The 17927-nt window shown below is 67.6% G+C and carries 18 protein-coding genes; 14 read left to right on the top strand and 4 right to left on the bottom strand.

Annotated features, from left to right (window positions below; genetic code table 11):
* Window positions 1-97 precede the first annotated feature (97 nt).
* Together CDOO_RS09970 and CDOO_RS09965 are read left to right on the top strand one after the other, a co-directional pair.
* Entirely contained in the window at window positions 98-1993 is a 1896-nt protein-coding gene (locus CDOO_RS09970; protein WP_018020719.1) for an AMP-dependent synthetase/ligase, read from the top strand.
* Between the two features lie 174 nt (window positions 1994-2167).
* Window positions 2168-2845: a hypothetical protein gene (locus CDOO_RS09965; protein ID WP_018020720.1), complete on the top strand. Its 678-nt coding sequence runs from the start codon at window positions 2168-2170 to the stop codon at window positions 2843-2845.
* A gap of 60 nt (window positions 2846-2905) precedes the next feature.
* Here CDOO_RS09965 and CDOO_RS09960 read toward each other — a convergent pair whose 3' ends face one another.
* Together CDOO_RS09960 and CDOO_RS09955 are read right to left on the bottom strand one after the other, a co-directional pair.
* The gene (locus CDOO_RS09960) at window positions 2906-3934 is read right to left on the bottom strand and encodes a CNNM domain-containing protein (protein ID WP_018020721.1); all 1029 of its coding nucleotides are present in this window, start codon (window positions 3932-3934) and stop codon (window positions 2906-2908) included.
* On the bottom strand, window positions 3935-5386 hold the full coding sequence (locus tag CDOO_RS09955; RefSeq protein ID WP_018020722.1) for a hemolysin family protein: 1452 nt from the start codon (window positions 5384-5386) through the stop codon (window positions 3935-3937).
* A gap of 166 nt (window positions 5387-5552) precedes the next feature.
* On the opposite strand from CDOO_RS09955, the gene hemW reads away from it, so the two are divergent.
* The 12 genes from hemW to CDOO_RS09895 all read left to right on the top strand — a co-directional run bounded on the left by hemW (window position 5553) and on the right by CDOO_RS09895 (window position 16900).
* Window positions 5553-6692: a radical SAM family heme chaperone HemW gene (gene hemW, locus CDOO_RS09950; RefSeq protein ID WP_018020723.1), complete on the top strand. Its 1140-nt coding sequence runs from the start codon at window positions 5553-5555 to the stop codon at window positions 6690-6692.
* An 11-nt stretch (window positions 6693-6703) separates the two neighbouring features.
* Window positions 6704-7654 (top strand): hypothetical protein, encoded by a 951-nt coding sequence (locus CDOO_RS13315; RefSeq protein ID WP_020384511.1) that lies wholly within the window; start codon window positions 6704-6706, stop codon window positions 7652-7654.
* 258 nt (window positions 7655-7912) lie between these two features.
* Window positions 7913-8935 (top strand): heat-inducible transcriptional repressor HrcA, encoded by a 1023-nt coding sequence (hrcA, locus tag CDOO_RS09940; protein ID WP_018020725.1) that lies wholly within the window; start codon window positions 7913-7915, stop codon window positions 8933-8935.
* 34 nt (window positions 8936-8969) lie between these two features.
* Window positions 8970-10112 carry a molecular chaperone DnaJ gene (gene dnaJ / locus CDOO_RS09935; protein ID WP_018020726.1) on the top strand — a complete coding sequence of 381 codons (1143 nt, stop codon included), beginning with the start codon at window positions 8970-8972 and terminating at the stop codon, window positions 10110-10112.
* Entirely contained in the window at window positions 10109-10819 is a 711-nt protein-coding gene (locus tag CDOO_RS09930) for a 16S rRNA (uracil(1498)-N(3))-methyltransferase (RefSeq protein WP_018020727.1), read from the top strand. The genes dnaJ and CDOO_RS09930 overlap by 4 nt, the downstream gene beginning before the upstream one ends.
* A 48-nt stretch (window positions 10820-10867) precedes the next feature.
* A complete protein-coding gene (locus CDOO_RS09925) occupies window positions 10868-11827 on the top strand; it encodes a PhoH family protein (RefSeq protein WP_018020728.1) in 960 nt (319 codons plus the stop codon).
* Window positions 11828-12424: an rRNA maturation RNase YbeY gene (ybeY, locus tag CDOO_RS09920; protein ID WP_018020729.1), complete on the top strand. Its 597-nt coding sequence runs from the start codon at window positions 11828-11830 to the stop codon at window positions 12422-12424.
* Window positions 12425-12476: 52 nt separating this feature from the next.
* Window positions 12477-13328 carry a pyridoxal kinase PdxY gene (gene pdxY / locus CDOO_RS09915; RefSeq protein ID WP_018020730.1) on the top strand — a complete coding sequence of 284 codons (852 nt, stop codon included), beginning with the start codon at window positions 12477-12479 and terminating at the stop codon, window positions 13326-13328.
* Window positions 13329-13386: 58 nt separating this feature from the next.
* Complete coding sequence (era, locus tag CDOO_RS09910) at window positions 13387-14316, top strand: GTPase Era (protein ID WP_018020731.1); 930 nt, start codon at window positions 13387-13389, stop codon at window positions 14314-14316.
* Between the two features lies 1 nt (window position 14317).
* The gene (recO, locus tag CDOO_RS09905; RefSeq protein WP_018020732.1) at window positions 14318-15061 is read left to right on the top strand and encodes a DNA repair protein RecO; all 744 of its coding nucleotides are present in this window, start codon (window positions 14318-14320) and stop codon (window positions 15059-15061) included.
* A gap of 19 nt (window positions 15062-15080) precedes the next feature.
* Window positions 15081-15830 (top strand): isoprenyl transferase, encoded by a 750-nt coding sequence (locus CDOO_RS09900; RefSeq protein ID WP_018020733.1) that lies wholly within the window; start codon window positions 15081-15083, stop codon window positions 15828-15830.
* Window positions 15827-16900, top strand: coding sequence for a VIT1/CCC1 transporter family protein (locus tag CDOO_RS09895; RefSeq protein ID WP_018020734.1), 1074 nt, complete (start codon window positions 15827-15829; stop codon window positions 16898-16900). Before CDOO_RS09900 ends, CDOO_RS09895 begins: the two co-directional genes overlap by 4 nt.
* Here CDOO_RS09895 and CDOO_RS09890 read toward each other — a convergent pair.
* Together CDOO_RS09890 and CDOO_RS09885 are read right to left on the bottom strand one after the other, a co-directional pair.
* Window positions 16897-17322, bottom strand: a complete 426-nt coding sequence (locus CDOO_RS09890) for a Fur family transcriptional regulator (protein ID WP_026159185.1) — start codon at window positions 17320-17322, stop codon at window positions 16897-16899. The two genes, CDOO_RS09895 and CDOO_RS09890, sit on opposite strands and share 4 nt — an antisense overlap.
* Window positions 17323-17365: 43 nt before the next feature.
* A complete protein-coding gene (locus CDOO_RS09885) occupies window positions 17366-17872 on the bottom strand; it encodes an ArsR/SmtB family transcription factor (protein ID WP_018020736.1) in 507 nt (168 codons plus the stop codon).
* Window positions 17873-17927: the final 55 nt, after the last annotated feature.

The following is a 17927-nucleotide window of genomic DNA, read 5'->3' as shown; positions in this document are numbered from 1 at the left end:
CCTACGTTGGCAAAAGTCATAGTGTGGGTAGAATCACCCAGAACCGCACAGTGAGTCTGAGAGCCAGATTACTGAAACCGATGGACAAGGATCACAAATGTCTGAAGTTAAGCTAGCCACCGGCACGACTGTTCCGATCGAGATCAGCGATTATCAGGGCGATACCGTCTATTCGGCGCCCGCGCGATTCACGATCCCGGAAGATGACAACTGTGTGACCGCGCTCCGCCAGTTCGCCAAGGAGAGCCCGGATTCCGTCCTCTTCATCCGCCCGGAGGGTTTCGACTGGGTCAACGTCACCGCCAAGGAATTTGTCAAAGAGGTGGACGAGGTCGCCAAGGGCCTCATCGCCCTGGGAATCGAGGAGGGCGACCGTATCGTCCTGCTCTCTGAGACCCGCTACGAGTGGAACCTCATCGACTTCGCCATCTGGTGCGCCGGTGGCATCGTGGTGCCCATCTACCCCACGTCCTCCACCCACCAGATCGAGTGGATCGTGGAGGACTCCGGGGCGGTGCTGGCCATCACCGAGACCCGCGAGCACACCGACAAGTTCGATCACCTGCTCCTGCAGGAAGACGGCACCCCCAAGCTCGCCGGATCCAAGTCGAAGCTCCGCCAGGTGCTGGAGATCAACTCCGACGCCGTGAACACCCTGAAGTTCACCGGCCGCGCCGGTGACCAGGCTGAGGTCGACCGTCGAGTAGCCGCCATCAAGCACGACGCGGTCTCCTCCATCAACTACACCTCGGGCACCACCGGCCGCCCGAAGGGCTGCGAACTCACGCACTACAACTGGATCTTCGAGGTCCGCGCACTGATGAACGACCAGGTCGCAGCCCTCGCCCGCCCGGGCCGTCGCACCATCACCTATCTGCCGCTGGCGCACGTGCTGTCCCGCGCGGTGACCCTGGCCGTCATCGTCGGTGGCGCGACCCAGGCGCACTGGTCGGACACCAACACGCTCACCACCGCCTTCGCCAGGTTCCGCCCGGAGCTCATCCTCGGTGTCCCCCGCGTCTACGAGAAGGTGCGTAACAGCGCCTACAACCAGGCCGCTGGCAAGAGCCCCATTGCGGCCGAAGTCTTCCGCCGTGCCGAGCGGGTCGCGATCGACTTCTCCAAGGCACAGGACACCCCCGAGGGACCGAGCCGTCGGCTCAAGGCGGAGCGCAAACTCTTCGAACGCCTCGTCTACTCCAAGCTCCGCACCGCCCTGGGCAACGAGGTTGGCGTGGCCATCTCCGGCGGCTCCGCCATCAACTCCGAACTCCTGCACTTCTTCCGCGGCGCCGGCGTTGCGGTCTACGAGGGCTACGGCCTCACCGAGACCACCGCGGCCTGCGCGGTGAACTACGAGGACCCCGTCATCGGATCCATCGGTCAGCCGCTCAACGGTTTCGCGGCCCGCGTGAACAAGGAGGGCGAGCTCTGCATCAAGGGAGGCGGCGTCTTCGCCGGCTACTGGAACAACCCTGAGGCCACCGCCGAGGCGCTCAACGACGGCTGGTTCCGCACCGGTGACCTGGGCAGGATTTCCGAGACGGGCCACATCTTCATCACGGGCCGCCAGAAGGATCTCATCGTCACCGCGGGTGGCAAGAACATTTCCCCCGCCCCCATGGAGGAGGTGCTCCGCGAGCACCCGCTCATCTCCCAGGCGCTCGTCGTCGGCGACGGCAAGCCCTTCCCGGGCCTGCTGGTCACGCTGGACGAGGAGGAGTTCGACCGCTGGAAGAAGTCCCACGGCATCCCCGCCTCGAAGTCCGTCAAGGAACTCGCGGCCGGCCGGGAGCTGCAGGCGGAGATCCAGAACGCCATCAACAGCGTCAACCTCACGGTGTCCAAGTCCGAGGGCATCAAGAAGTTCCGCATCCTCGACCGCGACCTCACCGAGGGCGAGGGCGAGCTGACCCCGACGATGAAGGTCAAGCGCAACGTCGTGTTCGAGACCTACGCCAAGGACATCGAGAAGCTCTACCGCACCCGCTAGGTTCCCGTTCTTCTCCCCGGCCCCCGCCCTCTTCACTGAGAGAGGATGGGGGCCGGGGTCGTTGTTTCCCACCTGTGAAGTTCCCCGGCGCGCCGTACCGGGAACTCACAGCCCACGGCTTAAGGTTTGCTCTCGTCAGGATTGAAATCGTGAGGCGGGAAAGGAGCTGAAGCGATGCAGAAACTTGCCGCAGAGCTCCGGCACCGTGAACTCACCCAGGAGATCTACAACATCGGCGACGAGGTGGCCGAGTACATCGAGCACCTCGTCGAGGCGGTCCGCGACTACGACGGCGAGCTCGCCACCGACTGCCTCGCCGAGTTCGACGAGATCGTCGTCGACGCCCGCAACGACTCCCGCCGCATCGTCGGTGAGCTCATCGGGCTGCGCCAGGCGCTGACCTCGGGCGTGCGCGCCGGTCTGCTCTCGGCCGCAGCGTCCGAGGACAACCGTCTCCCCGAGCCCGAGCTGCTCGACGCCCGCGGCCTTGCCGAGCTCCACCCCACCTCCGAGGTCCCCCTCGCCCTGCACGACATGGCCCAGGCGCTGGAGGACCGCACAGAACTGGTCGTCGAGCACCTCACCGAACTGGTCGACTACGTCCTCCAGCAGACCGAGCTTGTCGCCCGTGATCTCGACGCCGTCTCGCTGCCGCACCTCTTCGCCCGCACGGGCCACCTCGTCACCGCGGCGGGCCAGGGCTGGCTGGAGTCCGTCCCCGGCGCCCACCCGGCCTTCGCCCGCACCATGCACGGCACCCATCCGCCGGAGTTCCTCGCGGAGCGCGCACGCATTGACCGCATCGTGGCCAAGGTCGCCGCCAAGAAGGCCACCCGGGGTTTCGCCTCCTAAAAAACTTATCGACGCCCGTTTTCCACAATGAGTGGGAAACGGGCGTCGATACGTTCTTTCCTAGCGGGCGAGCTTCTCCTCGATCTCCGGCCAGAGCTGGTTCATGATGTCGTCCCAGGTGATCGTGCCCAGGACCGAGCCGTCCTCCATGACGACGACGAGCTGCTCGTTCTTGTCACGCATGAGGTCGAGCACGTCCTGGATGGAGCAGGACGAGTCGCAGCGCTGCGGCTCGTGCGCGAACTTGTCGGCGCGCTCCTCGGGCGTGGCCAGCATCGTGTCGCGGATGTGCACGATGTTGGGGATGGGCGAGTCCGGGTCGGTGAGCAGGATGCGCAGGTAACCGTGGCGGCGCGCGGCGGCATGGACCTCGCCGACCGTGGCGTCGGAGGACACCTCGACGGACGGGGAGCCGTACTCGCGCACGGCCTGGCCAATGTCGCTGGACTCCAGGGCGATGACACCCTCGATGTTCTCGGCGTAGTCCTTGTCCAGCGTCCCGGACTCCGCGGAGTGCAGCACGAGGTGGTGCAGGGTCTCCGTGCCGTAACCCTTGGCGGCGGCCCGGTCGATGGGCTCGGCCCCCGCGCGCCGCACGAGACGGTTGGCGATGCGGTTGATCCACTGCAGCAGCGGCCGGAAGATGGCCACGAACCCGCGGGCGGGCACCGCGATGAGGTTGAGCGCCCGCTCCGGGTGGGCGATGGCCCAGGACTTCGGCGCCATCTCACCCACCACGAGGTGGATGAAGGTGACGATGAAGAGGGAGAAGAGGAAGGCGATGACGTTGGCCGCCCCGGGGTGCAGACCGCTTAGCTCGAACAGCGGGGTCAGCGCGTGGTGGATCCACGGCTCAGTGATGGCACCCAGCGCGAAGGTCGCCGCGGTGATGCCCAGCTGAGCGGCGGCGAGCATGACGGTGAGTTCGTTGAGGCTGCGCAGGGCGGCCCGGGCGGAGCTGGAGTGCTCGGCCTGCTCCTCGATGCGGTGCCGGCGCGCCGACAGCATGGAGAATTCCACCATGACAAAGAAGGCGGAGGCGATGATGACCACGATGGTCACCGGGAGTGCGACATACCAGTGGCTCATTTAGTTTTCCTTCCCGGTGGTGGAGCGGTGCTGACGGATCCGGGAGACCGCGGTCGAGCCGCCGTCCAGCGGGCTCTGGACCTCGTAGTCCTCCGCGTCGGGGTCGACCAGGGTCAGGCGGATCTCGCTGGGCACGTTGCGTTCGACCTCGAGAATGTCCGCCTTCAGCGAGCGGGAGGGCAGATCGTCGGCGTCGTCGACGAAGTCGCCCGGCAGGGCCTTGAGGTCCAGGGTGACGGTCTCGCCTTCGTCGAGAAGCCCGCCCGCCACGCTGAGCAGCAGGCCGGAGAGGGTCTCGTAGTCACCGTCGGGCAGGTCGTAGCCGACCGCACGCTCGACCTCGTCGACCGGGGTGTCACCGTCGGCGACCCACTGGTCGGAGTGGGTGGCGGTGATCTCCTCGGTCTCGGGGTCCTCGTGCTCGTCGTACATGTCGCCGAGCACCTCCTCGCCGAGATCCTCCATGGTGACGATGCCGACGAAGCCGCCGTACTCGTCGATGACACAGGCCATCTGGTCGTCGGCCTCGCGGATCGCGGCCACGGTGTCGGGCAGCGACATGAGCTCGTGCACGATGACGGGCTCGCGCATGACCTCGGAGACCAGGGAATCGCCGCTGAGCGCGGGGTCGAGCACGTCGAGGACGTGCACGACACCCACGGGTTCGTGCTCGTCGTCGACCACGGGGAAGCGGGTGTGGGACTGGTACATCTCCATCCGGGCCTCACCCACCGTGGTCTCCGGGGTGAGGACGGAGACCCGCGAGCGGGGGATCATCGCGTGATCGACGTCCTTCTCGGGGAACTCCAGCATCCGGTCGAGCACCATGTAGGTGCGGTCGTCGAGCTCACCGGAGGAGCGGGAGTCGTCGAGGACATGCTCGAGGTCGTGGCGGTCGGTCGTGGAGTCGATGTCCTCGACGGGCTCGATGCCGAACAGCTTGAGCAGGGTGTTCGAGGACCAGTCGAAGAAACGCACCAGCCAGCCGAACAGGCGCAAATACGTGGTGGTGGGTCGGGCCAGCGCGAGCGCCGAGGAGTAGGGCGCGGCAATGGTGTAGTTCTTGGGGAAGAGCTCACCGAAGATCATCTGCACGATGGTCGCGGCAACTAGCGCCAGGATCGTGCCGATGGCCACGGACAGCGCGACCGGGACGCCGAAGACCCCGAAGATCTGGCCCAGGGCTTGGCCGATGAGCGGTTCCGCGGCGAAACCGACCAGCAGGCCCGAGATGGTGATGCCCAGCTGCGCCGCCGAGAGCATGAACGAGGTCCGCTGGGTGATCTTCAGCGCCGCCGCCGCGCGCTCATCGCCGTGGGAGGCCGCGGCACGCAGCTCCTGGCGGTCGACGGACATGTAGGCGAATTCCTGGGCGACGTGGAACGCATTCCACGCGATGATCAGGCCGATGACCACGATCCCTCCCAGAAGCAGGAGAATGCCGCTCAGCATCGCGTTCCCCCTTCCTCACGGCAAACGTGGGGTCGGGGGTGACAACTGTCAGGGTCGGGCACGGATCGATCCTTTCCATGGGTGCGCCGGGAGTTCGGGCCGCCTGTCGCGGATAGCCATACGTTACACGTTGGGGCGGACGTGCCGTGCGGTTAACCTGCAAGATATGTCTGGAGAAAAGTTCGGCGTCTACGTCCACGTGCCGTTCTGCGCCACGCGGTGCGGGTACTGCGATTTCAACACCTACACACCCGGCGAACTGGGCTCGGCGGCCTCGACCGAGTCCTACCTGGTGGCGCTGGAGAAGGAGCTGGAGCTGGGCGCCGCGCAGGTGGGCCGGGCGGCGGACACGGTCTTCATCGGCGGCGGCACCCCCTCGCTGCTGGGGGCGGCGGGACTCTCCCGGGTTCTCGATGCCGTGCGCGGTTCTTTCGGGCTTGTCGACGGCGCCGAGATCACCACGGAGTCCAACCCGGAATCCACCTCACCGGCCTTCTTCGCCGGTCTGCGCAAGGCCGGATACACCCGGATCTCGCTGGGAATGCAGTCCGCCTCCGCCGCCGTGCTGCGGGTCCTCGACCGCCAGCACACTCCGGGCCGCCCCGTCGCGGCCGCTCGGGAGGCGAAGGCCGCGGGTTTCGAACACGTGAACTTGGACATGATCTACGGCACGCCCACGGAGACGGACGACGACGTCCGCCGCACCCTCGACCACGTCCTCTCTGCCGAGGTCGACCACGTCTCCGCCTACTCGCTCATCGTCGAGGACGGCACGGCGATGGCCCGCAAGGTGCGCCGCGGCGAACTTCCCCAGCCGGATGACGACGTCTATGCCGACCGCTACGCCATCATCGACGAGCGCCTGCGCGGGGCCGGTTTCTCCTGGTATGAGGTGTCCAACTGGACCCGACCCGGCGGGGAGTGCGAGCACAACCTCATCTACTGGCGCGGCCAGGACTGGTGGGGCGCCGGCCCGGGTGCGCACTCCTTCGTCGCTGGGGAGCGCTTCTACAACGTCAAACACCCCGCGCGCTACTACGCGGAGCTGGGGGAGGGGCGCCTGCCGATCCAGGAGCGCGAAACCCTCTCACCTGCGGATTTGCACACCGAGGCGCTCATGCTGGGCCTGCGACTGGCCGAGGGCGTGCCCCTGGGCTGGATCAATGAGGCCGGGCAGGGGGCCGTCGATAAGCATGTCCAGCTCGGGACCCTCGCCGTCACGGGTGGCCGGGTCGCGGCGACCGATGCGGGAAGGCTGCTTATCGACGGCATCATCGCCGACATACTCGTCGCCGAGGAGCGCTAGATTCTTGCGGTATGGGGGAATTGAAGACCAGGCGTGAGCTGGTCGCTGCGGGGTGGAATGCGCGTGGGATCGCTGCGGCGGTCCGGGACAAGAAGCTGTTCCAGGCGGCACAAGGGGTCTACTGCACGGCTCCGGTGAGACGCGATCAGCGGCTGCGGGCGATTGTGCTGGGGCATCCGTCGATAATTTTTTCCGGGGTGACCGCCGCCGAGATCCATCTGGGCAAGAAACACACCTTTCCGGCGGACGCGGTGGTGGAACGCAGCCGGGGACGCTCGCGGACTCTCGAAGGCATGGTTGAAGTGCGGCAGGCGCAGAATGTGGCGGCGGAGATCGTGGACGGGCTGCCGGTCGTGTCCGTGCTGCGGGCGGCCATCGGCGCGCACGAGCGGGCTCCCCACCTGGCACGCGAGCTGCTTGCCGAGAGTTATCCGGGCAAGACCGGCGAGGCGCGCCTGGCCGAGGACCTGGCTGCCCACCCGCGGATACCGAAGACTTTCCGGGCGATCATCGCAGGCAGCGCCGTCGGCGGAGACAGCAAGACCGAGCGACGGATCTTCCAGGATCTGCGTGCCGCGGGGCTGAAGATCCGGCAGAACGTGCAGCTCGGGCCCTACCGATACGACGGCGAAGTCCTGGGGCACCGGACTCTCATCGAGATTGACTCCTACACCCACCATGCTGTGGGAACTGATCCCGGCGAGTCCGGTGGCGGCGTGGAGAATGCCCGGACCTTCGTCCAGGACCGGTGGAAACAGAACTACGCGGTCTGCCGCGGTTACCGGGTGCTTCGATACTCCGCGACGTGTGTCGATGAGCATTCCGACCTCATCGTCGAGCAAGTGCTTGGGCTCGTGCGCGGCGAGGAACCTAGCGGGCGGCAGGCGAGCGGCGTGTGGGAGTGGCACGAGACCTTCACGTCCGCGCGTTGGCTGCGTGAGCGGGGAGGGTGGGGTGAGTGAGTGCCTACCGAAAGGGGTCCGGGTGGTGCGCCGGACCTTGTTCGGTAGGTCATGGGGTCCGCGCGTGGCCGAGGCCGCAGGTTTGCGGCACAGGTAGCCGGTGCAACCTCGGGGTGTACCTGAGTGCCTACCGAAAGGCCCATGCACCGCCTCCCGGGCCTCGTTCGGTAGGTCTTTCGGACCGCGGGTGAGGGTGGTCTGAACCCCGGCGCGTGGTTACACTCGCCAAATAGCAAACAGGGGAGGAGAGTGCCAGCCATGGCCGGAACTGCCGACGCACGCCGCCAGGAGGTGCTGCGTGCCATCGTCGCCGATTTCATCTCGCGCCAGGAACCCGTGGGGTCGAAGGCACTGCTGGAGCGCCACCACCTCCCGGTGTCCTCGGCAACCATCCGCAACGACATGGCGGTCCTCGAGTCCGAGGGTTTCATCATGCAGCAGCACGCCAGCTCGGGGCGCATCCCCACGGAGAAGGGTTACCGGGCGTTCGTCGACAGCCTGCAGTCGGTCAAGCCGATGTCGCTGCCCGAGAAGCGTGCCGTGATGAGTTTCCTCGAGGAGGGCGTCGACCTGGAGGACGTGCTCAAACGCGCGGTCCAGCTGCTGGCCCAGTTCACCCGGCAGGCGGCGGTGATCCAGGTACCCACGCTGACGAACGCGCGGGTCAAACACTGCGAGGTGGTCGCGCTGAGCCCCCGGCGCCTGCTGCTCGTGCTCATCACGGACACCGGCCGGGTGGATCAGCGCAACGTCGAGTTACTCGAGCTTATCGACGATTCACAGGTCCACCTCCTGCGCGAGCTGCTCAATTCCGCGCTCCAGGGCAAGACCATGATGGATGCCTCCGACTCGCTGGCCGAGCTCGCCGGCGCGGTGCCCCCGGACATGGCCGAGCATGTGCGGCGTTCGGCGACGACGCTGATCGAGACGCTGGTGGAACAGCCGAGCGACCGGCTCATCATGGCCGGCGCCTCTAACCTCACCCGCGGGCAGTCGACGGCGAGCCTGCCGGGCATCATCGAGGCGCTGGAGGAGCAGGTGGTGGTGCTCAAACTCATGGCCGACCTCCCAGCGCTGGGGGACGTGGCCGTGCACATCGGCGGGGAGAACCGGGACGAGGAGCTGCATTCGACCTCGGTGGTGGCCACCGCCTACGGTGGCGAGGGAACGACGCTCGGCGGCCTGGGAGTGGTGGGTCCCACGTACATGGACTATCCGGGAACAATTTCCCGGGTCTCGGCTGTCGCGGGTTATGTCGGTAGGATCCTCTCCGGCGAATAACAAGTGATTACTGACTAAAGGAAACCCAGTTACTGTGGCTCGTGATTATTACGGCATTCTCGGAGTGAGCAAGGACGCGTCGGACGCGGAGATCAAGAAGGCCTACCGCAAGCTCGCGCGCAAGTACCACCCTGACGTCAACGACACGGACGAGGCGGCGGAGAAGTTCCGCGAGATCTCCGTGGCGCAGGAGGTGCTCACCGATCCGGAGAAACGCCGCATCGTCGACATGGGTGGAGATCCCATGGAGCAGGGTGGCGGAGGAGCCCCCGGTGGGTTCGGCGGCTCGGGTGGGTTCGGCGACATCTTCGAGGCATTCTTCGGTGGTGGTGGCGGCGCGCCGCGCGGCCCCCGTTCGCGTGTACAGCCGGGTAACGACGCCCTGCTGCGTACCCGCATCACCCTCGAGGAGGCCTTCAAGGGGGTCCGCAAGGACATCCGGGTCGACACCGCCGTCCTGTGCGACCACTGCCACGGCACGGGCTCCGAGTCGAAGACCAAGCCGCACACCTGTGAGAACTGCCAGGGTTCCGGTGAGATCCAGGAGGTGCAGCGTTCCTTCCTGGGCAACGTCATGACCTCGCGGCCCTGCCACGTGTGCCAGGGCTTCGGCGAAGTGATCGACGATCCCTGCTCGCGCTGCGACGGCGAGGGCCGCGTGCGCAAGAACCGCGACCTCACCGTCGCGGTGCCCGCGGGCATCGACACCGGGATGCGCATCCGCATGGCGGACCAGGGCGAGGTCGGCCACGGCGGCGGCCCGGCCGGTGACCTCTACGTGGAGATCAACGTCGACCGCCACCCCGTCTTCCAGCGCGAGGGCGACGACCTGCACCTCACCGTCCGGGTCCCGGCCGTCGACGCCGCCTTGGGCACCAACTTCGCGGTGACCACTCTCGGCGGGGAGACACTCACCCTGGAGGTTCCCGAGGGGACCCAGCCGGGCGCGCAGATCACTCTGGACGGCAAGGGCATGCCCCGGCTGCGTTCCGACGCCTCCGGCAGGCTCACCGCGCACGTCGACGTCGTCGTCCCCACCGACCTGGATCAGCGCACCCGCGAGCTGCTGGAGGAGATCCGCAACGTCCGCGACGAGTCGGCCTCCGTGCATGACGAGGACGCCCACGGCCGCGACGGCGGGTTCTTCTCCAAGTTTCGTGGCCGCTTCCGCCGATGAGCCTGCCGGTCTTCATCGCCGACGACCTCGGTGGCGACCGCATCACGGTCACCGGGCCGGAGGGGCGCCACGCGGTCACCGTCAAGAGGCTGGTTCCCGGTGAGCGGGTGAAGCTTATCGACGGCCGCGGGTCCTGGGTCAGTGGGGAGATCCTCGTGGCCGAAGGCCGGGACCACCTTGAGGTGGGCGTCGATACGCGGGGCGAGGATCAGCCGCGGCGCCCGCGCGTGACGGTGATCCAGGCGATCCCCAAGTCCGAGCGCTCGGAGCTCGCTGTGGACCTGGCCACGCAGGCCGGGGCGGACGCGATTGTCGCGTGGCAGTCGCAGCGCACGGTGTCCAAGTGGGGCGCGAAGGCGGAGAAACAGCTGGCCAAGTGGTGCGACGCGGCCACGGCCGCCGCGAAGCAGTCGCGGCGCTCACGCATCCCGGAGATCACCGGTCCGCTGAGCACCGGCGAGGTGGCCGCGCTCATCGAGGGCCGCACCGCGCTGGTCCTGCACGAGGCCGCCACCACCGGGATCCGGGACGTGGACCTCGACGTGGACGAGCTGTTCCTCCTCGTCGGTCCGGAGGGCGGGATCGGGGACGAGGAGCTGGCCCAGCTGGGGGCCGCGCCCGTGCGCCTGGGACCGGAGGTCTACCGCACAGCGTCGGCGGCGATGGTGGCGCTCAGTGCCCTCGGTGCGCTGACCTCGCGCTGGTAAGGTTCGGGGAAAAGCCGACGAAAGGTACCTGTGGCAGAACTATCCGGTGTGACCGCCGATCTCAGAGAAAAGGTCGAGCTGGACACTCGCTACGCCAGCGGAGTGCTGGGCATCAACGAAGCCAACCTCCGCACCCTGGACAACCTCATCGACGCGGACTTCCATGTGCGCGGCAACGTGGTGAGCATCAGCGGCCCCGGACACGAGGTCTCGCGGGCGCGCAAGGTGCTCACCGAGCTCGAGTCCATCGCCCGGCGCGGCCACGTCATCTCGCCCGACGCGGTCAAACGCGCCGTGGAGATCATCGCCGTGGAGGCGCCGCAGTCCGTCTCCCAGGTGCTCGGCTCCGACATCGTCTCCCGCCGCGACAAGACCATCCGGCCGAAGACACTGGGGCAGAAGACCTACGTCGACGCCATCGACCACAACACGGTGGTCTTCGGCATCGGGCCCGCCGGCTCCGGCAAGACCTACCTCGCCGTGGCAAAGGCCGTCCAGGCCCTGCAGACCAAGCAGGTCAGCCGCATCATCCTCACCCGCCCGGCCGTGGAGGCGGGGGAGAAGCTCGGTTTCCTGCCGGGCACCCTCGGCGACAAGATCGACCCCTACCTGCGCCCGCTCTACGACGCGCTGCGGGACATGCTCGACCCGGAGATGATCCCCAAGCTCATGGAGGCCGGGGTCATCGAGGTCGCGCCGCTGGCGTACATGCGTGGACGCACGCTCAGTGACTCGTTTGTCATCCTGGACGAGGCGCAGAACACCACGCCCGAGCAGATGAAGATGTTTCTCACCCGCCTGGGATTCGGCGCCAAGATGGTGGTCACGGGCGACGTCTCCCAGGTCGACCTGCCCCGCGGCACCCAGTCCGGCCTGCGTGTCGTGCGGGAGATCCTCCGCGGGGTCGAGGACATCGAGTTCTGTGAGATGGCCTCCACCGACGTCGTCCGCCACCAGCTGGTCGGCCGCATCGTCGACGCCTACGACCTGTTCGAGGAGAAGAGCTAGATGAGCATCGAGGTACTCAACGAATCCGGGTTCGCCGGGGTCAACGAGGAGATGCTCGTCTCCGTGGCCTCCCACGCGCTCGGCGCCATGGACATCCATCCGGACGCCGAGCTCACCATCACCTGCGTCGATGAGCCCACCATCGAGGACCTGCACGTGCGCTGGCTCGACCTCGAGGGCCCCACTGACGTGATGAGTTTCCCCATGGACGAGATCGTCCGGGGCGGCTCGGGTCGACCCGACGCGGCCGACCCGGGACCGTCGCTGCTCGGTGACATCGTGCTGTGCCCGTCCTTCGCGCTGCGCCAGGCCGAGGCCGCCGGCCACGGCCTGGGCCACGAGCTCGCGCTGCTCACCGTCCACGGCTGCCTGCACGTGCTGGGTTACGACCACGCCACGCCCGACGACGAGCGTGAGATGTTCGCCCTGCAGAACGAGATCCTCGCGGACTGGTACGACGCCCTCTCCCGGGAAGGTGTGTCCTACCAGCCCAAGCCCACCGGGCCGGGCGCGTTCCCGTCTGCCGCCGACCGCAAGGCGCTCAACGAGCAGGTCCCCGGCGGCGGGATTCCCGCCGTGGGGGAGCCGAAAGAATAAAACCCGCCCCCGTTGCGCGGCCGCGGCGCGCAGGGGTGCACGATATGTAGCCATGAACATTCTCTCCATCCAGTCGTCCGTCGCCTACGGGCACGTGGGCAACTCGGCCGCCGTCTTCCCGCTGCAGCGCATCGGCCACGAGGTCTGGCCGGTCTTCACCGTGAACTTCTCCAACCACACGGGTTACGGAAAGTGGGGCGGGCCGATGATCCCCGCCGACGACGTGCGCGACGTCATCCGGGGTATCGATGAGCTGGGCAAACTCGGCGAGGTCGACGCGGTCCTCTCCGGCTACCAGGGTGGGGCGGACATCGCCGACGCGATCGTGGACACGGTCGCCCGGGTCAAGGAACTCAACCCGGACGCGATCTACGCCTGCGACCCCGTCATGGGCAACTCCAAGAGCGGCTGCTTCGTCGCCGACGAGATCCCCGTGCTGCTGCGCGACAAGGTCGTGCCGGTGGCCGACATCATCACTCCCAACCAGTTTGAGCTGGGCTTCCTCACCGGCCGGGAGGCCGGCGACCTGGAGTCCACCATCGCGGCTGCCGAGGCGGCCCGGGAGATGGGTCCGTCGATAGTTCTGGTCACCAGTGTCCTGCGCCCGGAGCGTGAGCCCGACACCATCGAGATGATGGTCGCCACCGACGACGGCGTGTGGCTCGTGGCCACCCCGTACATCCCCTTCAAACGCAACGGCTCCGGCGATGTCACCGCCGCGCTGTTCACCGGCCACTACCTGCAGTCCCGCGACGTCGCTGACGCCCTAGGCAAGACGGCCGCGAGTGTCTTCGAACTGCTCGGGGTCACCTTCGAGACGGAGTCGCTGGAGCTCGAGCTCATCCGGGGGCAGGAGGCGTTTGTCGCGCCGCAGCGCACCTTCGAGGTCACACAGGTCAGGTAATACCTCGGTGCGGTGCTAGGCTGACCTGCAAGTCCGTGCACCACATCCAAGGAGTCCTGTGCCCAGTTTCACCGACACCCCCGAGGGTTTCCGCTCGGGATTCGTCAGCTTCGTCGGCCGCCCCAACACCGGCAAGTCGACGTTGACCAACGCCATCGTGGGCACGAAGATCGCCATCACCGCCGATCAGCCGGAGACGACGCGCCACCCCATCCGCGGCCTGATCCACCGGGACGATGCGCAGGTCATCGTCGTCGACACGCCCGGTCTGCACCGCCCGCGCACCCTGCTGGGTGAGCGCCTCAATGCCGTGGTCAAGGACACCTACGCCGACGTCGACCTCATCGGCCTGACCATCCCCGCCGACGAGAAGATCGGCCCGGGCGACAAGTGGATCGTCGACGCGGTGCGCGAGATCGCGCCGAGCACGCCGATCATCGGCATTGTGACCAAGCTGGACAAGGTCAGCCGTGACCAGGTGGCCGTGCAGCTCATGGCGCTCTACGAGCTGCTCGGCGGCGACGAGAAGAAACCCGTGGTCATCCCCGTCTCCGCGACGGAGAAGGTGCAGATCGACGAGCTCATCGACGTCATGGTCTCGCAGCTGCCGGAGGGCCCGAAGTTCTACCCGGACGACCACCTCACCGACGACGACACCGAGACCCGCATCTCCGAGCTCATCCGCGAGGCCGCTCTCTCCGGGCTGAAGGAGGAGCTGCCGCACTCCGTCGCCGTCGAGGTGGACGAGATGTTCGACGACCCCGAGGGCCGCGACCGGCTGAACATCTACGCCATCATCTACGTCGAGCGCCCCGGCCAGCAGAAGATCCTCGAGGGCCCGGGCGGGCGACGCCTGCAGTCCATCGTCCAGCGCTCGCGCAAGGAGATCATCGAGCTCCTCGGCCGGAACATCTTCCTCGACCTGCGCATCAAGGTGCTGAAGAACTGGCAGTCCGACCCCAAGCAGCTCGGCCGCCTGGGATTCTGACATGCGTGGCGGTTCCTACCGGGACGGGGCCGTCGTCGTCCGCAGCCACGATTTCGGGGAGGCCGACCGGGTTGTCGTCCTGCTCACCCGCAGCCATGGCGTGGTGCGCTCGGTGGCCAAGGGCGTGCGCAAGGCCAGGTCTCGGTTCGGCTCCCGTCTGCAGCCCTTCGTGCGGCTGGACGTGCAGCTCTACCCCGGCCGCAATCTGGCCACGCTGACCTCGGCGGACACCGTCGCGTACTACGGCGCGGGCATCATCGAGGACTTTGACCGTTACGCCGCGGCGTCGGCAGTATTGGAGACCGCGGAGCGGGTGGCGGCCCACGGGGAGGATCCCGCGCTTTTCGACGCCGTCGTCGACGCCCTCGCCCGGATGCAGGTCTCCGCCCACCCGGTGGCCGTCCTCGACGCGTTCCTCCTCCAGGCCATGGCCACCGAGGGCTGGGCCCCCAGTCTCTTCGACTGCGCGTCCTGCCAGGCCCCGGGGCCACACCATGCCTTCCACCCGGGCGTCGGCGGCGCCGCCTGCCTGAACTGCCGGCCGTCGGGAAGCGCGGAGATCGACGAACAGACGCTTCACCTCATGTGGCTGCTGGCCGGCGGGCACGTCGCCGCGGCCGAGGCGATTCTCGCCGCCGAAGGGGGCGGGCACCTGGGCGCCCAGGCCCACCGGCTGACGGTCGCGCACCTCCAGTGGCATCTGGAAACCACGTTGTCCAGCTTGAAGGTCATGGAGCAGCGGTGAAGTGGCACAATGGTTGGTTGTGACTAACCCGCAAGCCCTGGCACTGAACCCCCCGTCGATCCCGCGCGAGTTCCTCCCGCGGCACGTGGCCCTGGTGATGGACGGCAACGGTCGCTGGGCCACCGACCGGGGAATGAAACGCACGGAAGGCCACAAACGAGGCGAGGCCGTGCTCATGGACGCCATCGACGCCTGTCTGGCCCTGGAGATCCCCTACCTTTCGGCCTACGCCTTCTCCACGGAGAACTGGCGGCGCAGCGCGGAGGAGGTGCGTTTCCTCATGGGCTTCAACCGCGACGTGCTCCGCCGGCAACGCGACATGCTGCGGGAGAAGGGTGTGCGTGTCGTCTGGGCGGGACGCCGGCCGCGGCTGTGGCGCTCGGTGATCCGGGAGCTGGAGACCGCCGAGGAGATGACCAGGGACAACACCCGGATGACGTTTGCCATGTGCGTGAACTACGGCGGCCGCGCGGAGCTTGTCGACGGCATCCGCGCCATGGCCGCCGACGTGCAGTCCGGTGACCTGCGACCCGACGAGATCACCGAGCAGCTGGTGTCGAAGTACCTCTACGATCCGCAGATGCCCGACGTCGATCTTTTCCTGCGCCCCTCGGGAGAGAAACGCACGTCGAACTTCCTGCTGTGGCAGTCCGCCTACGCCGAGCTGGTCTACCAGGACGTGCTGTTCCCGGACTTCACCCCGCAGCACATGTTCGACGCCGTCCAGGAATACGCCCGCCGCGACCGTCGTTTCGGAGGTACGAAATGACCCAGGTGCCGAGCCGAAAGCAGATCAACCGCTGGCGTCGGTACCTCGCCAACGAGCGCGCCGAGGCCGCCGTCTACCGGGAGCTCGCCCGCAAACGCACCGGCGAGGAGCGTGAGATTCTCGAGTCGCTCGCCGACGCCGAGTCCCGCCACGAGCGTTACTGGCACGACCGCCTCGGCGATCAGGTGGGCATGCCCGTCCAGCCCGGGCTTAACACCCGGATCATGGCCTTCATGGCCAGGCACTTCGGTTCCGTCTTTGTCCTCGCGCTCATGCAGAGCGCGGAGTCCGACAACCCCTACCTCGCCGACGACGACGCCCCGGACTCCATCGCCGCCGACGAAAGCATGCACGCCGAGGTCGTCCGCGCCCTGGCCGCCCAGGGACGCGAGCGCATCTCCGGCGGGTTCCGCGCCGCCATCTTCGGCGCCAACGACGGGCTGGTCTCCAACGTCGCCCTGGTGATCGGTGTCGTGGGCACGGGCATGCCCACCAACGCCGTCCTGTTGACCGGCATCTCCGGCCTGCTTGCCGGAGCCCTGTCCATGGCCGCCGGGGAGTTCATCTCCGTGCGCAGCCAGTACGAGCTGCTCGAGGCCTCCACGCCCAACCCCGACGCACACACGCTGATCGACCAGGTCGACGTCAACACCAACGAGCTGGCCTTGGTGTTCCGCGCCCGTGGCATGTCCGCGCAGGAGGCGGACCAGCGGGCGCAGGAGGTGTTCGCCACCGCGGGAGGCGCCTCGGCCGAGGCCTTGTCCTCGGGGGAGCAGGCCAGGTCGGACGCGTCCCGTGAGTCCTGGACCGCCGCCGGCAGCTCGTTCCTCTCGTTCGGCATCGGGGCGTTCATCCCCATCATCCCGTTCATCCTGGGGATGGGATCGGCGGCCGGGGCCGTCGTCTCCCTCGTGCTCGTGTCCATCGCGCTGATGTTCACGGGCGCGGTCACCGGCCTGCTGTCCGGGAAGCCGCCGCTGCCCCGGGCCCTTCGCCAGCTCGCCATCGGCCTGGGTGCCGCGGGGCTGACCTATGTGCTGGGCGTGCTCTTCGGCACCGTGGTGGGTTAGTCCTGCGCTTTCGCGCACGAACCGCAGATGCCGAACACCTCGGTGTCGTGCCCGGTGAGCTGAAAGCCGTACTGCGTGGCCACGTCCTGCGCCCACGCCTCCACCGGCCCGCCGTCAATCTCCTCCGTGCGCCCGCACCGGGTGCACACAAGGTGGTGGTGATGATCGTCGGAGTGGCACGCCCGGTAGAGCGTCTCCCCGGAATCCATGTGCAGCACGTCCACGGCGTCCACCTCGGCCAACGACTGCAGGGTGCGGTACACCGTGGTCAGGCCCACGTCGGCGTGCAGGGCGTCGAGACGCCGGTGGATGTCCTTCGCCGACAGGAACCCGTCGAGAGTGTCCAGCAGCTCCACCACGGCGGTGCGCTGACGTGTGTTGCGCACGCCCACCCGGGGTTTAGCGGAATGCAGGGGCGGCATGGGCAGACCTCACGGACGTGGTCGGACGGGCGGGGTGACCGGCCTATCGTATCCGCGGAATCGGGGGAGTGGGAAGCTCGGGGATGAGGCCCGGCATATCCAGGGTGTCGTCGGAGGCGCGCCCGGCGATGGCGGCCTTGCCTCCAGTTGCGGACTCGTCGGTCACCGCCGAGACCTGCTCATTGTCCGAGTTGTCCACCTGGTGGGACGGGGACGAGCGACGGGCGTCGAGCTCGTCGACGGTGCCGGCCGCTGCGGTGACCCCCACGCGGTTGGCCAGATCGATGATATCGGCGGCCTCGCGGACCGCCAGGTGGTAGGCCACCTCGCGGCCGGCGCGGGTCGAGGTGACCAGGCCAACACGCTTGAGCACCCGCAGGTGCTGGCTGATGAGGGGCTGCGACTTGCCCAGCGCCGCGACGAGTTCGTGGACCACGTGGTCACGTTCGGCCAGCTTGAGAATGATCTGTAGGCGTTGTTCAGAGTCCAGTGCACTAATGACCAGCGCGGCGCACTCGATGGCGGCGGTGCCGGGGTTGGGCTCTGACATTGTGCCTCTTCTCGGTTCTCAGGCGGTGGTCTGCCTGCTAAACACTGGTCTCGTG

This window comes from Corynebacterium doosanense CAU 212 = DSM 45436 (assembly GCF_000767055.1).
Classification (GTDB): Bacteria; Actinomycetota; Actinomycetes; order Mycobacteriales; family Mycobacteriaceae; genus Corynebacterium; species Corynebacterium doosanense.
The sequence above is the reverse complement of the archived record's forward strand: the minus strand, read 5'-3'. Positions and strand labels throughout refer to the sequence as shown.

What these genes read in the sequence shown, in the direction of transcription:
- CDOO_RS09930 (WP_018020727.1), top strand. Translation starts at nt 10,109, where the DNA reads ATGAGCCTGCCGGTCTTCATCGCCGACGACCTCGGTGGCGACCGCATC.
- CDOO_RS09955 (WP_018020722.1), bottom strand. Translation starts at nt 5,386, where the DNA reads ATGCTGAGCGGCATTCTCCTGCTTCTGGGAGGGATCGTGGTCATCGGC.
- CDOO_RS09965 (WP_018020720.1), top strand. Translation starts at nt 2,168, where the DNA reads ATGCAGAAACTTGCCGCAGAGCTCCGGCACCGTGAACTCACCCAGGAG.
- CDOO_RS09960 (WP_018020721.1), bottom strand. Translation starts at nt 3,934, where the DNA reads ATGAGCCACTGGTATGTCGCACTCCCGGTGACCATCGTGGTCATCATC.
- CDOO_RS13315 (WP_020384511.1), top strand. Translation starts at nt 6,704, where the DNA reads ATGGGGGAATTGAAGACCAGGCGTGAGCTGGTCGCTGCGGGGTGGAAT.
- hemW (WP_018020723.1), top strand. Translation starts at nt 5,553, where the DNA reads ATGTCTGGAGAAAAGTTCGGCGTCTACGTCCACGTGCCGTTCTGCGCC.
- pdxY (WP_018020730.1), top strand. Translation starts at nt 12,477, where the DNA reads ATGAACATTCTCTCCATCCAGTCGTCCGTCGCCTACGGGCACGTGGGC.
- CDOO_RS09890 (WP_026159185.1), bottom strand. Translation starts at nt 17,322, where the DNA reads ATGCCGCCCCTGCATTCCGCTAAACCCCGGGTGGGCGTGCGCAACACA.
- ybeY (WP_018020729.1), top strand. Translation starts at nt 11,828, where the DNA reads ATGAGCATCGAGGTACTCAACGAATCCGGGTTCGCCGGGGTCAACGAG.
- CDOO_RS09970 (WP_018020719.1), top strand. Translation starts at nt 98, where the DNA reads ATGTCTGAAGTTAAGCTAGCCACCGGCACGACTGTTCCGATCGAGATC.
- recO (WP_018020732.1), top strand. Translation starts at nt 14,318, where the DNA reads ATGCGTGGCGGTTCCTACCGGGACGGGGCCGTCGTCGTCCGCAGCCAC.
- CDOO_RS09895 (WP_018020734.1), top strand. Translation starts at nt 15,827, where the DNA reads ATGACCCAGGTGCCGAGCCGAAAGCAGATCAACCGCTGGCGTCGGTAC.
- CDOO_RS09885 (WP_018020736.1), bottom strand. Translation starts at nt 17,872, where the DNA reads ATGTCAGAGCCCAACCCCGGCACCGCCGCCATCGAGTGCGCCGCGCTG.
- hrcA (WP_018020725.1), top strand. Translation starts at nt 7,913, where the DNA reads ATGGCCGGAACTGCCGACGCACGCCGCCAGGAGGTGCTGCGTGCCATC.